This is a genomic window from Salipiger pallidus (assembly GCF_014643635.1).
Lineage (GTDB): Bacteria > Pseudomonadota > Alphaproteobacteria > Rhodobacterales > Rhodobacteraceae > Salipiger > Salipiger pallidus.
This window is the reverse complement of record NZ_BMJV01000005.1, coordinates 39,988-52,731: the sequence shown is the minus strand read 5'-3', so window position 1 is coordinate 52,731 and position 12,744 is coordinate 39,988. Positions and strand designations below refer to the sequence as shown.

The following is a 12,744-nucleotide window of genomic DNA, read 5'->3' as shown; positions in this document are numbered from 1 at the left end:
TGCAAGCGGCGATCCCACCGGCGCGTCGTGACGTGCCGTCGCGTCAGCGCTCGGGGCAGGGTGCGGTCCTGTGGCCCCGCGCGGTACCTGCTCCGAACCGGCAGCGCCGCTGCATCACCGTCCGGGCGCATGATAGAGGACACGATAAAGGACATACGGAACGGCGGCGTGAAAAAGGGCGCCGTGCGTGAAAGCGCGGCGCCCTTGGCATTTGTCTGTCACGGTGGTCCGGCGGGGGGCCGCGGGTGGATCACTCCGCCCGGGTCGCCGTCAGCGCGACGTTCACCGAGACGTCAAAGCCCAACTGTTCTCCATCGCTCATGCTGTCGCCAATGGCATAGTCGCGTCGGTCAAGCGTGGTTGCCCCTTCCATCTGGGCGGTCCCATCTTCGATCGCGAGGGTGAAGGGCAGTGTGACCGGCACCTCGGCCTGCTTGAGGGCCAGGGTGCCCTGCGCTTCAAGGCTGCCATCCTCAAGCTGCACGATGTCGGCGCGGAAGGTAGCGGTGGGATGGGTCTCGGCGGCGAAGAAGTCCGCCCCCAGCGCCTGGCTCGTCACCGACCCCAGCGTCAGCGAGGGCACCGAGATCGTCACCTCGACCTCGCCTGCCGGGCCGGGGGTATCGCGCGGCTCGTAGCTGATGGCGGCGGTCCAGTCGGAGAAGCTGCCGCTGACTTCGCGGCCGTTCTGCATCACCACGATGCCCAGCGTGCCCTCCTTGACGGTCCAGTCCGACGCGGCCTGCTCCAGTTGCGGCGCACCGTCGCCGTCCGTGCCGTACATGCCCGCCGCAGCACCGCCGCCCAGCACTGCGGCCCATGCCGCCACCGCCAGAACGAGAGCAGAGGCATGGCCGCGCCGTGGGTGGGGCGTTCCTGCATCCCGGCCACGGGCCATGCGGACCAGCGTCGCGTCCTTGTCGATCACCGCGTGCTTGATCGCACCGGCCACATGCAGCACCAGCGCCGCCACCAGCAGCCATTGAGACAGGAAGTGGACGGCGGCAAAGGTTTCGGCCACGGCGGGGGATTTCGGCACCAGCGGCAGATCCTGACCCACGGGCAGCAGGATCGGCGCGAACCCGTCCGTGGCCGCGTGTTCGATCCAGCCTGACAGCGGCACGATCACCAGCGCGGCGTAAAGCACCCAGTGCACCACCTCGGCGGCGAGGGTCTCGGCACGGCGCTCGGGGTGCAGCGGGGCCGGGCGCGGCTGAACGATGGCCCAAAGGATCCGCGCCAGCGCCAGCACGAAGATCAGCACGCCGATGGTTTTGTGGACCGAGAACAGCTGCGTCTTGAACGCAATCTCATCAGGGTTGGACATGGGCCACAGATGCGCCGTCCAGCCCAGTGGGATCATGGCAAGGATGCCGACCGCGATCAGCCAGTGAAAGGCGCGGGCAAGGCTGCCGTAGCTGGTTGAGGTGTTGGCGATGGACATGCGGGCTGGCTCCTTCTCAGGGGGATGGCTTTGGGCGAAGGTAGCGGCCCCGGGGCGCACAACCAATTGTCCAAGGGCGCACAGCCCCCGTGCGCACTGTTGCCCGCACATGTTGCCTGCACGGGCCAAGGACGTTAATGGAAGCCCCCAGCATGACGGTGGTGTGACAGCACGCCGCAGACGGACCCGCGCCAACCGGCGCCACAGACAAACGACAGGAGACCACGCCGATGTCCAAGGCCTTCATCTTCCCCGGACAGGGGGCACAGACCATCGGAATGGGCCGCGCCCTTGCCGACGCCTATCCTGCCGCCCGCGCGGTGTTCGACGAGGTGGACGAGGCGCTGGGTCAATCGCTCTCCGGTCTCGTATGGGAAGGCGAGATCGAGGCCCTGACCCTGACCGAGAACGCCCAGCCCGCCTTGATGGCCACCTCAATGGCCGCGATGCGCGCGCTCGAGGCCGAGGGCATCGAGATCGGCTCCGCCGCCTTCGTCGCAGGCCATTCGCTGGGCGAATACTCTGCGCTGACCGCTGCTGGCGCGCTTGGCGTTGGTGACGCCGCCCGCCTGCTGCGCACCCGTGGTGCCGCGATGCAAAGCGCCGTGCCCGTGGGCGAAGGTGCCATGGCCGCCCTGCTTGGCCTCGATCTCGAGGCCGCGCGCGAGGTGGCCGCCGAGGCCGCCAGTGAAGGCGGCGTGTGCGAGGCGGCCAACGACAACGATCCCTCGCAGGTGGTGATCTCGGGCAACAAGGCCGCCGTGGAGCGCGCGGTCGAGATCGCCAAGGCCCGCGGTGCCAAGCGCGCCCTGCTGCTGCCGGTCAGCGCACCCTTCCACTGCGCCCTGATGGCCCCCGCCGCCGACGTGATGGCCGAGGCTCTGGCTGCGGTCGAGATCAAGGCGCCCGCCGTGCCGCTGGTGGCCAACGTTCGTGCCGCCGCCGTCACCGACCCGGCAGAGATCCGAGAGCTTCTGGTGGCGCAGGTCACCGGCTCCGTGCGCTGGCGTGAAAGCGTGCAGTACATGGTCGCCGAGGGCGTCACGGAATTCTGGGAAATCGGCGCGGGCAAGGCGCTTTCGGGCATGGTCCGCCGGATCGAACGCAGCGCTGCGGTCCAGAACATCGGCACGTCCGAGGATCTCGCCAAACTCCTCGCGAACGCCGGCTAAGGCCTCTTGGGCACCCCGCGGCCCGCCGGACCACCCCGGCGGGTCGAGCAGATGCGCAGTCCCGCGCGTTGCGTCCTGCCTGGGCGCAGCCCCGACAGGCCCCGGGGACCTTTCGGATCCGCGGCAGGGCCTGACGGCAAATAGCGGCATCTGCCGTGGCAACGTCCCACCCCACTAGCGCCTGAACAGCTTGCGAGACGCCCTTGTGGCACTCTCAAGCCGCTTTGGTCCACATAAGGCCGCAGCAAAACGGTCGCCCGCATAGGGCGTTGCAGTGCGCCTCCGGACTTGCCCCGAACCCGGACCGATGCCATACGCGGGCGCAACAAATGCAACAGTCACATCACTTGGAAGGGCAGGTCATGTTCGATCTTACAGGCAAATGCGCACTCATCACCGGCGCTTCGGGCGGTATCGGCGGCGAGATCGCCAAGGCGCTCCACGCGGCAGGCGCAACCGTCGGCCTTTCGGGCACCCGCGAAGCGCCACTGCAGGCGCTGGCGGACGAACTGGGTGAACGCGCCTTCGTGCTGCCGTGCAATCTCTCGGACCCCGAGGCGGTCACCGCGCTGCCCAAGCAGGCCGCCGATGCCATGGGCAGCGTCGACATCCTCGTGAACAATGCCGGCATCACCCGCGACAATCTCTTCATGCGCATGTCCGACGATGAATGGCAGTCGGTAATCGACGTGAACCTCACCGCCACCTACAAGCTCTGCAAGGGCGTGCTGCGTGGCATGATGAAGGCGCGCTGGGGCCGCATCGTCAACATTTCGTCCATCGTAGGGGCCACCGGCAACCCCGGCCAGGGCAACTACGCCGCCGCCAAGGCCGGCATGGTTGGCATGACCAAGTCGCTCGCCTACGAGGTTGCCTCACGTGGCATCACCGCGAACGCGGTAGCTCCGGGCTTCATCGAAACCGCGATGACCGACAAGCTGAACGATGACCAAAAGGCCGGGATCCTGAACCAGGTGCCGGCAGGCCGTATGGGCACCGCGCAGGAAATCGCAGCTGCCGTCCTGTACCTCTCGAGCCCGGAATCCGCCTACGTGACGGGCGCCACGCTGCACGTCAACGGCGGTATGGCGATGCTGTAAAAGCGCCCCGGCACGAGGGGGCACAAAGCATTTGCCAAGCTGTTTCCTTGTGATATAGGCGCGAAAAGAATTAGGCCGGGGGGCGCGGGCAACCGCGTTGCATGGCCGTTCCCGGGGGAATTCTCCCGGGGTGAGCCGCCCGCTGCTGACAGGCACGCTGCCATGGCACGGGCGATACGCCGCCACCCCGGTGGGGCGAGGGCAAAAGAGAAAGGGCCGCATGGCCCAGGACATTGTGAGGACGGAAGAATGAGCGATATCCCTGATCGCGTTCGCAAGATTGTTGTCGAGCATCTCGGCGTTGAAGAAGACAAGGTGACCGAAAGCGCTTCGTTCATCGACGATCTCGGCGCAGACAGCCTCGACACCGTCGAGCTGGTGATGGCCTTCGAAGAAGAGTTCGGCATCGAAATCCCGGACGACGCAGCCGAAACCATCCAGACCTTCGGCGACGCGGTCAAGTTCATCAAGGAAGCCCAGTAAGCTTCTCCCGATCCGACCGGATTTCAGGCGGCGCTCCCTTGTGGGGGCGCCGCTTTCCTTTTGCGCCTGGCTCGCCGGGAACCAACCCTCAGCAGCTTATTGCCCAAGGAAAAAGGCGCCGCGATGCCGCAGCGCCCCTTCGTGTTTCCTTTGACCCCAAATATCCCGGGGGAGTCTCCGCAGGAGACGGGGGCAGAGCCCCCTTCGCCGCCGGTCAGGCGGTCGAAAGGCTCGTGCGCCCGGCCGTCGATCAGCCGTCGAAATCGACCTCTTCAATCAGGCGCAGCGCCTCGCCCCGGTAGCCCGCAAGCTCCATCAGGTTAAGCTCGTCCGCCTCGAAGCTGCCCCAGCTTTCCACGAGCTCGTCCGCCTCGGTGCCCGGCGCGACCGGATACTCGTAGTTGGCGTGGGCATAGATTTCCTGCGCCTCGGGCGAGCTGAGGAATTCCATCATCTTCAGCGCGTTCTCGCGGTTCGGCGCAGATTTCGTCATCGCCACGCCCGAGATGTTCACGTGGGTGCCGCCGTCCTCGAACTCGGGGAACAGAACGTTGACCGACTCCGCCCATTCCTTCTGCTCGTCATCGTTCAGCATCTGGCCCATGTAATAGGTGTTGCCGAGCGAGATGTCGCACTCACCGGCCCAGATCGCCTTGACCTGCGCGCGGTCATTGCCCTGCGGCTTGCGCGCAAGGTTGGACTTCAGGCCCTCGAGCCAGGTCTTGGTCTCTTCCGCACCGTGATGCGCGAGGAAGGCCGAGGCTAGCGCCACGTTGTAGGGGTGGGTGCCCGAGCGGGTGCAGATGCGTCCTTCCCACTTGGGGTCGGCGAGGTCTTCATAGCTGGTCACTTCCGAAGGATCGACGCGGTCCTTGGACGCGTAGACGATGCGCGCGCGGGTGGTCAGGCCCCACCAGTGGCCGTCTGGATCGTGGTAAGTGGAGGGGATGTTCTGCGACAGAACATCGCTTTCCACGGCCTGCGTGACGCCCGCGTCAACGACGGCCGACAGGCGCGAAATGTCCACGGTGAACACCAGGTCGGCGGGCGAGCGGTCGCCCTCGGCCTGCAGGCGCTCCACCATGCCATCCTCGAGATAGGCCACGTTGACCTCGATGCCGGTCGCCTCGGTGAAGGCTTCGGTCAGTGGTGCCAGCAGCTCGGGCTGGCGGTAGGAATAGAGGTTGACCTCACCGGACTGGTCCTGAGCGAGGGCCGGTGCGGCCACGGCGGCCAAGGCGATGGCGGATACTGCAAGGCGCATGTCTCTGGGCTCCCTTCGTGCGGATTGCAAACGACGGGACATAAAGCCGATTGAAACAGTCGGGTCAATGCCCGATAAAAACGATTGGCTATTCCGAGGCTGCTTTGGCCGCTTTCTCTCGGGCCTTCGCCGCGTCCCAAAGGCGGTCCATCTCTTCGAGCGTGCTGTCCGAAGGGTGTTTCCCCTCTGTGGCAAGAGCGTCCTCTATCTGTCCGAAACGGCGCGTGAATTTGGCATTTGCAGCCCGCAGCGCAGCCTCAGGGTCAATGTCCATGTGCCGGGCAAGGTTGGCCATGACGAACAGCAGGTCTCCGAATTCCTCTTCGGCATGTTGAGGGCTTTCCGCCTCGCGCAGCTCCTGTGCTTCCTCGACAATCTTGTCGATAACCTCGTCTGTGGACGGCCAATCGAAGCCCACCCGCGCCGCGCGCTTTTGCAGCTTTACTGCCCGCATCAACGCCGGAAGCCCCATGGCGACCCCGTCGAGAACGCCCTTTTCGGCGCGGTCCGCGCGCTCGGCGGCCTTGATGGTCTCCCAATCGGCAACCTGCTGCTCGGGGCTCTTCTCGTTGCTGTCGGCTCCGAACACATGCGGGTGCCGTGCGACCATCTTGTCGGACATGGTGTCAGCCACGTCATTGAACCCGAAAAGACCCCGCTCGGAGGCCATCTGCGCGTGGAAAACCGACTGGAACAGCAGGTCACCCAGCTCGCCGCGCAGCTCATCCCAGGCCTCGCGCTCGATGGCGTCTGCGACCTCGTAGGCTTCCTCGATTGTGTAGGGTGCAATCGACGCGAAATCCTGTGCCACGTCCCAGGGACAGCCGGTCTCGGGATCGCGCAGGCGGCGCATGATCTCGATCAGGCGCGGCATCCCTCCCTTGGGATTATGCACGAGGGCATCACTGCGGATCTGGGCTTCGGACCTGTTGTCACTCATGGACTTCCCCCGGCATAAGGTGTTCTGTTCTGTTCTGTTCTGTTCTGTTCTGTTCTGTTCTGTCCTGCGCCAAGCATCATCCGGAGTCCACCCATGCCCATCGTCAACCGCATCGCAGATTACGCCTCGGAGATGGCGGACTGGCGGCATCACCTTCACCGCAATCCCGAGCTGAGCTTGGATTGCCACCAGACTGCCGCCTTCGTGGTGAAAAAGCTGCGAGAGTTCGGCATTTCGGAGATCCATGAAGGCATCGCCACCAGCGGCGTCGTGGCAATCATCGAAGGCCAGGGGGACGGCCCAGTGACGGGCCTGCGTGCGGACATGGATGCGTTGCCGATGGACGAGGAAACCGGGGTTGAGTACGCCTCGGACGTACCGGGCAAGATGCACGCCTGTGGTCACGACGGGCACACCACGATGCTTCTGGGCGCTGCGAAATACCTTGCTGAAACGCGGAGGTTCTCGGGCAAGGTGGCGCTGATCTTCCAGCCCGCCGAGGAGACCATCGGCGGCGGGCGCATCATGGTCGAGGAAGGCATCATGGAGCGCTTCGGCATATCCCAGGTCTATGCCCTGCACACCGATCCGTCGCGCCCGGCGGGCGAATTTGCCACGCGGCCGGGTCCGCTGATGGCCGCGGTGGATGACTTCGAATTGCGCCTCACCGGGCGTGGCGGCCACGCGGCGCATCCAGACACCTGCATCGACCCCATTCCCTGCGCGCTTGCCATCGGGCAGGCGCTTCAGACCGTGCCGTCGCGCAATACCGATCCGCTTGAATCACTCGTCGTGTCACTGACTGTGGTACAAAGCGGCTCGGCCACCAACGTGATCCCAAACAGCGCCTACATGGCCGGGACCGTGCGCAGCTTTGATCCGGGCATTCGCGACATGGCTGAACGGCGGATCCGCGAGATTGTTTCAGGACAGGCCATGGCCTATGGCGTCTCTGCGGATCTGGACTACCAGCGCAATTACCCGCCCACTGTGAACCACATGAGGGAAACAGGCTTTGCTGTTGATGTCGCGAGGGAAATTTCGCCTCAGGTTGACGATGAGGCGGTGCCTTCGATGGGGGCCGAGGATTTCTCGTACATGCTCGAGGCGCGGCCGGGTGCCTTTCTCTATCTTGGTCAGGGGGTTGGCCCGCTCTGTCACCACCCGATGTTCAACTTCAACGACGAGATCGCCCCTATCGGCGCAAGCTTCTTCGCCCGGCTGATCGAGACACGCCAGCCTCTGGCATAACCTCAGCTACAAGGCGTAATACACTGACAGGAGGGAAATTTCATGGCTCTCGAAGACGCCAAAACCCAAATTGACCACGCCTTCACCCGCGATGACCTGAAGGGGCCGAGTTTCGAGAATGTCTTCGGCGGCGCAACCTCGTTCCTGCGGCGCAAATATACCAAGGACCTGCGGGGCGTGGATGTCGCTGTAACTGGCGTGCCCTTTGATCAGGCGGTGACCAACCGCACAGGCACGCGGCTTGGGCCGCGCGCCATCCGCGAGGCCAGCGCGCTGCAACCGTGCGATGCCCCCTATGGCTGGGGCTATGACGTGCTCAGCGAATTCGCCATTGCGGACTATGGCGACCTTGCCTTTGATTATGCAAATGTTCCAATGTTTCCCAGCACCTTGGAGGCTCATGTTAAGAGCATACTTGAGGCGGGTGCAGCATCCATCACACTCGGTGGAGATCACTCTATCACACTGCCTCTGCTGAAAGCGCATGCAGAAAAATACGGCCCGCTCAGCGTGATACAGTTCGACGCTCACACGGATACATGGGCGGATGACGATTTCGACCGGATCGATCACGGCACGTTCATGTACAAGGCGGTGAAGCTTGGCTACGTCGATCCGGCGCGCTCGGTTCAGATCGGCATTCGCACGGACAATCCCGACACGCTTGGCTTTAACATTATCGACGCGCGCGAGCTGCACAGCATCGGTCCCGAAGCGGCGGCAGCAAAAGCGCGCGAGATCGTGGGCGCGCATCCGGTTTACCTGACCTTCGATATCGACGCGCTTGACCCCGCCTTCGCGCCGGGCACCGGTACGCCGGTGTGGGGCGGGCTTTCCAGCCATCAGGCTGCGGTCTGTCTGCGCGAGCTTGCGGGGATCGATCTCAAGGGCGGTGACGTGGTGGAGGTGTCTCCCCCGTTCGACACCACTGGCGCCACCGCCATTGCGGCGGCTCACGTGGCGACGGAACTGCTGTGCCTCTGGGGCTGGACCCGCCGCAGCGCCTGAGGCGCGGAGCGGCAGCGATCCGGACTGCTCGCAGCCGGAGGCGGAACCTCGATCAGCAGGCAGGAACTGAAGATTGAGGCAGGACCGAAGGCCGTGGGCAAGAGCGGGTTTGCCGGCAAAAACCCGCGAAGGGGCCCGGACCGGCCTTTTCCTGCCGGCGGGAATCGTGTGAAAGGAAAGTGCCGGGCAGGCCCTCTGTCTGCGCCATCGGGAAAGGATCGTACGCGTGAGGCTTATCTTCTGGATCATCATTCTGGTCGTGGTCGGTGGGCTCGCGTGGATCAGGCTTGCCCCTTCTGACCCCGCTACCTGGAACGTGGATCCGCAGGTCGCCGCCGACCAGGATCTGGCCAGCGGTGTGCGGCGCAGCACGCCCGGCAATGACACGCTTTATGCCGCGCTGCACCGCATCATACTCGAGACGCCGCGCACCGAGGTGCTGGCGGGCAGCCCCGGCGAAGGCCGTGTGACCTATATCACCCGGTCGCAGTGGATGGGCTTTCCTGACTACACCACCACGCAGCTCGAAGACGGACGGATCGAAATCTATGGCCGCCAGCGCTTTGGCCAGAGTGACATGGGCACCAATCGCACCCGTGTGGACGCCTGGCTGTCGCAGCTGGCTGCCGAGCGCGGAGACGACTGACCCAGCGCCCGCGCGCCCTTGACGGCGCCGTGGCGATAGGGAACAGAAGGCGGCATGATCCCCGCTGACAGACTTCACCAGATCAAGCAGCGCTTCGAGTATCTCGAGGCGATGATGGCCACAGGGCAAGGCGACATCGCCGCCCTCGGGCGCGAGTATTCCGAGCTGAAGCCCGTGGTCGACCAGATCCTCGAATGGGAAACGCTCGAGGCCGATCTGGCCGAGGCGCAGGAGATGCTGGCCGACCCCGAAATGAAGGCCCTCGCCGAAGAGGAGATGCCCGGCCTGAAGGCGCGCATCCCGCAGGTGGAGCATGCACTGCAACTTGCGCTGCTGCCCCGCGATGCCGCCGATGGCCGCCCCGCGATCCTCGAGATCCGGCCCGGCACCGGGGGCGAAGAGGCCAGCCTTTTCGCCGCCGATCTGGCCCGCATGTACCAGCGCCACGCCGAGGCCCACGGATGGCGCTGGGAGGTGATCGAAGAACAGCCTACCGAGCTTGGCGGCCTGCGCGAACTGGTGGTGCGGATCGAGGGCGACCACGTATTCGCCCGGCTCAAGTACGAATCCGGCGTGCACCGCGTGCAGCGTGTGCCTGAAACCGAAAGTGGCGGGCGCATCCATACCTCTGCCGCGACTGTCGCAGTGCTTCCCGAGGCCGAGGCGGTGGATATCGACATTGCCGCCGCCGACATTCGCGTCGACACGATGCGCGCCTCAGGTGCGGGCGGCCAGCATGTCAACACCACCGATTCAGCAGTGCGGATCACCCATATCCCGACCGGGATCGTGGTGACCAGTTCTGAGAAGTCTCAACACCGCAACCGCGAGATTGCCATGAACGTGCTGCGTGCGCGGCTATTCGATCTTGAACGGCAGAAGGCAGACGATGCCCGCGCCTCGGATCGCAAGTCGCAGGTGGGCAGCGGCGACCGGTCCGAACGGATCCGGACCTACAACTTCCCCCAGGGGCGCATGACCGATCACCGTATCGGCCTGACGCTCTACCGGCTGGATGCAATCATAGGCGGCGATCTTGACGAGATCATCGACGCGCTCACCGCCGACGCACAGGCGACCATGCTTGCCGAGATGGGCGCATGAGCCCGCCCACCGGCTCTGCCTTGCTGGTCGAGGCGACCCGTCAGCTGTCGGCCGCCGGGATTGCCGATGCCGGACGCGACGCCCGGCGCCTGCTGGCCCATGTGCTGCGCGTGCCGCCGGGGCGCCTGACGTTGTTCCTGCCCGAACCGGTGGCCGACGAGCAGGCCGAGGATTTCAGCGCGCTGGTGACGCGCCGCGCGGGCAGGGTGCCCATGTCCCATCTCACCGGGCGGCGGGCCTTCTACGGGCGCGATTTCCGTGTGAACGGCGATGTGCTCGACCCGCGCCCGGAAACCGAGATGCTGATCGAGGCCGCGCTGGGGGCCCCGTTTGAGGATGTGCTCGACCTTGGCACCGGCTCCGGCTGCATCCTGCTGACGCTGCTCGCGGAACGGCCCACCAGCCGTGGGATCGGCACGGACCTGTCTGCTGCCGCTCTCGAGGTTGCCGCGTGGAACCGTGACGCCTGCAAACTCGAGGACCGCGCTTCGTTCCGGCAGGGCAGCTGGTGGGAGGCGCTCCCCGGCGATGCGCCGCTTTTTGATCTCATCGTGTCGAACCCGCCTTACATTGCTCTTTCCGAGATGCCGGGCTTGTCGCCCGAAGTGCGCGACCACGAGCCGCGAATGGCGCTGACCGACGAAGGCGACGGGCTCGCGGCCTACCGCGCCATCTCGTCGCAGCTTGCCGCGCATCTTGCGCCCGCCGGGCGGGCGCTGGTCGAGATCGGCCCGACGCAGGGGGCAGAGGTGGCGGCGATGTTCGCCGCGCAGGGGCTGCAGGACGTGGCGATCATCCCTGATCTAGATGGTCGCGACCGCGTGGTTGCAGGGCGCAAAGCTGCCGGTTGATCGCGCCCTGACGGCAGAAACCGCCGTTTCTTGCGGATGGTTTTCGCATTTTTCCTTGTTTCTCACGGCAGGACATGATTATCAGGGGGCGTTGGAGCGGTGGATGCCTCGCATAGCTCAAGCGATGCGGTCCCGCCCGACAGCAACCCGAAATCGACGTGACCCAGCATGAAGACGCCTCTCGAGGCCCAGCCGGGACACAGGGCAGTCGGACTTCCGTCAGACACAAGGCTTATAGCAGACACTATGCGATCCTCGAAAACCCGTTCGCGGTCCAAGAACAACCGCAACCGCAACTCGCTGGGCAACGTCGTCAACCGCGTGTTCGACAGCAGTGGCCCCGAGGGCAAGGTCCGCGGCACGCCGCAGCAGATCATCGACAAGTACAACCAGCTGGCACGCGATGCCTGGCTGGCGAACGACCGCGTCGCTGCCGAGAACTTCCAGCAGCATGCCGAACATTACATGCGCATGCTTTCCGAAGCGCAGCGCGAGGCTGATTCCAAGCGTGAGGCGCAGGAGCGCGAGAACCGTGAACGCCAGTCGCAGCGCGACCGCGAGCGGGCCGAACGCGAACAGGGCAAGCCACAGCAGGGAGGCGACGACGGCAACCAGTCCTCGAACGAGGGCTCGAACCAGTCGCACCAGCAGCCCGAGGCAAAACCCGCGCCCGAGGGCGAGGCTCAGCCGCAGCCGCAGGCCCAGCCGCGCAAGAGCCGCTCTGACCGAAGCAACCGCAATGACCGGAGCGAAGCCCGGCAGGGTGATCCGCTCGGCAGTGTCGACAGCCCCGAAGGCAGTGAAGATACCCCTGAGAGCGGCCTCGTGGAAACCCCGGAAAACCGCTCGGCCGAACAGGCTCCTGCGCCCGAGGAAAAGCCCAAGAAGCCCCGCCGTCCCCGCAAAAAACCCGCCCCCAAGGCCGAGGGCGACGAGCCCGCGCCCTCCGGCGACACTCCGGCCCCCGACGCGGCAGAGTAACGTCTGGCCAGGCTGGCTGCCCTGGCTAGTCCGCGAGATCTTGGACGAGGGGCAAGCCGGGGCAACATAAATCCGGTGCAGAACAAAAAAGGCGCCGTTCCTCGGAACGGCGCCTTTTGCATGTGTGGCGGGTCTGATCAGAGACGCCGCAGGTACGCCTGCGAGACATAGCCCCGCATGCCCGGGGATCGATCCAAGGCAACCTCGCACCAGCTGGTGCCGCCTGTCGAGGTGCAGTCCAGAACCCGCACGACGGTGCCGTTAGGCAGGCCGGCATGTTGCTCGAACCCGGTGCCGGGGCCGCCGCGCAGCTTCAGCATGTCGTCTTCACCAACGCCATAGACCACGTGCCGCTCGGCCAGGCTGGACGTGGCACCGCAGCCGCCAAGGGCCAGCGCCGCCAGAGCGGTTGCCAGGATGGTTGCTTTCATGGGGATCTCCTGTTCTCTGCCTCGGAGCCGGGTGTAGCGCGGATCGTGGCCCGAGGGAAACCCGGGCTG

Annotated in this window: 13 protein-coding genes; 9 read left to right on the top strand and 4 right to left on the bottom strand. The window is 65.4% G+C overall.

Going from position 1 to position 12,744, the window contains the following annotated elements:
* Positions 1 to 250: 250 nt before the first annotated feature.
* A complete protein-coding gene (locus IEX41_RS12335) occupies positions 251 to 1,444 on the bottom strand; it encodes a cytochrome b/b6 domain-containing protein (RefSeq protein ID WP_188790564.1) in 1,194 nt (397 codons plus the stop codon).
* Positions 1,445 to 1,674: 230 nt separating this feature from the next.
* Here IEX41_RS12335 and fabD point away from each other — a divergent pair, with 230 nt between their 5' ends.
* The 3 genes from fabD (at position 1,675) to IEX41_RS12320 (ending at position 4,199) form a co-directional block, all read left to right on the top strand.
* Positions 1,675 to 2,616, top strand: a complete 942-nt coding sequence (fabD, locus tag IEX41_RS12330) for an ACP S-malonyltransferase (RefSeq protein WP_188790563.1) — start codon at positions 1,675 to 1,677, stop codon at positions 2,614 to 2,616.
* A gap of 362 nt (positions 2,617 to 2,978) precedes the next feature.
* Positions 2,979 to 3,716, top strand: coding sequence for a 3-oxoacyl-[acyl-carrier-protein] reductase (gene fabG / locus IEX41_RS12325; protein ID WP_188790562.1), 738 nt, complete (start codon positions 2,979 to 2,981; stop codon positions 3,714 to 3,716).
* Positions 3,717 to 3,965: 249 nt separating this feature from the next.
* Complete coding sequence (locus IEX41_RS12320) at positions 3,966 to 4,199, top strand: acyl carrier protein (RefSeq protein ID WP_017469623.1); 234 nt, start codon at positions 3,966 to 3,968, stop codon at positions 4,197 to 4,199.
* A gap of 250 nt (positions 4,200 to 4,449) precedes the next feature.
* Here the strand turns inward: IEX41_RS12320 and IEX41_RS12315 are convergent, their stop codons facing one another.
* Together IEX41_RS12315 and mazG are read right to left on the bottom strand one after the other, a co-directional pair.
* A complete protein-coding gene (locus IEX41_RS12315) occupies positions 4,450 to 5,463 on the bottom strand; it encodes a Fe(3+) ABC transporter substrate-binding protein (protein ID WP_188790561.1) in 1,014 nt (337 codons plus the stop codon).
* Between the two features lie 88 nt (positions 5,464 to 5,551).
* Entirely contained in the window at positions 5,552 to 6,403 is an 852-nt protein-coding gene (gene mazG / locus IEX41_RS12310) for a nucleoside triphosphate pyrophosphohydrolase (protein WP_188790560.1), read from the bottom strand.
* A 93-nt stretch (positions 6,404 to 6,496) separates the two neighbouring features.
* On the opposite strand from mazG, the gene IEX41_RS12305 reads away from it, so the two are divergent.
* The 6 genes from IEX41_RS12305 to IEX41_RS12280 all read left to right on the top strand — a co-directional run bounded on the left by IEX41_RS12305 (position 6,497) and on the right by IEX41_RS12280 (position 12,244).
* Positions 6,497 to 7,654, top strand: coding sequence for a M20 aminoacylase family protein (locus IEX41_RS12305; protein WP_188790559.1), 1,158 nt, complete (start codon positions 6,497 to 6,499; stop codon positions 7,652 to 7,654).
* 42 nt (positions 7,655 to 7,696) lie between these two features.
* Positions 7,697 to 8,662, top strand: coding sequence for an agmatinase (speB, locus tag IEX41_RS12300; RefSeq protein ID WP_188790558.1), 966 nt, complete (start codon positions 7,697 to 7,699; stop codon positions 8,660 to 8,662).
* A 226-nt stretch (positions 8,663 to 8,888) separates the two neighbouring features.
* The gene (locus IEX41_RS12295; protein ID WP_188790557.1) at positions 8,889 to 9,308 is read left to right on the top strand and encodes a DUF1499 domain-containing protein; all 420 of its coding nucleotides are present in this window, start codon (positions 8,889 to 8,891) and stop codon (positions 9,306 to 9,308) included.
* Between the two features lie 54 nt (positions 9,309 to 9,362).
* On the top strand, positions 9,363 to 10,412 hold the full coding sequence (gene prfA / locus IEX41_RS12290) for a peptide chain release factor 1 (RefSeq protein ID WP_188790556.1): 1,050 nt from the start codon (positions 9,363 to 9,365) through the stop codon (positions 10,410 to 10,412).
* Positions 10,409 to 11,263, top strand: coding sequence for a peptide chain release factor N(5)-glutamine methyltransferase (gene prmC / locus IEX41_RS12285; protein ID WP_188790555.1), 855 nt, complete (start codon positions 10,409 to 10,411; stop codon positions 11,261 to 11,263). The genes prfA and prmC overlap by 4 nt, the downstream gene beginning before the upstream one ends.
* 246 nt (positions 11,264 to 11,509) lie before the next feature.
* Positions 11,510 to 12,244 carry a DUF4167 domain-containing protein gene (locus IEX41_RS12280; RefSeq protein WP_188790554.1) on the top strand — a complete coding sequence of 245 codons (735 nt, stop codon included), beginning with the start codon at positions 11,510 to 11,512 and terminating at the stop codon, positions 12,242 to 12,244.
* Positions 12,245 to 12,381: 137 nt separating this feature from the next.
* Here the strand turns inward: IEX41_RS12280 and IEX41_RS12275 are convergent, their stop codons facing one another.
* Positions 12,382 to 12,675 carry an SH3 domain-containing protein gene (locus tag IEX41_RS12275; protein WP_188790553.1) on the bottom strand — a complete coding sequence of 98 codons (294 nt, stop codon included), beginning with the start codon at positions 12,673 to 12,675 and terminating at the stop codon, positions 12,382 to 12,384.
* Positions 12,676 to 12,744 lie beyond the last annotated feature (69 nt).